This window comes from Mesorhizobium sp. M8A.F.Ca.ET.165.01.1.1 (assembly GCF_004792065.1).
Taxonomy (GTDB): Bacteria; Pseudomonadota; Alphaproteobacteria; order Rhizobiales; family Rhizobiaceae; genus Mesorhizobium.
The window spans coordinates 1-327 of sequence record NZ_SRTH01000162.1 but is presented as its reverse complement, the minus strand read 5'-3'; the positions used below and the strand labels follow the sequence as shown (position 1 = coordinate 327).

At 65.4% G+C, this 327-nt stretch carries 1 pseudogene; it reads right to left on the bottom strand.

The annotated features are described in order from the left end of the window. Nucleotides 1-327, bottom strand: a pseudogene (locus EN808_RS35565) (ABC transporter permease); the annotation flags it as partial.

Below are 327 nucleotides of genomic sequence, written 5' to 3'. Positions count from 1 at the left end.
AGCGGATCCTCCGCAACAGCCTCTCCCGATAAGCGTCTAGGATGACGGCCAGCACGATGACAAGGCCAATCACGATCGGTTTGAAATTGTCGCCGACGCCGAGCAGTTGCAGCCCGGTGCTCAAGACCTGCAGGATACAGGCGCCGACCAGCGTGCCGATGATCGAGCCCTTGCCGCCGCTGAGGCTGGTGCCGCCGATGATGACCGCGGCGATCGCGTTGAGCTCGTAGCCGACGCCGGCGATCGGGCTGCCGATGTTGAGGCGCAGCAGATAGACCATGGCCGCGATGCCGGCGGTCAGGCCGCTGATGGTGAGAGCCGCGCCCT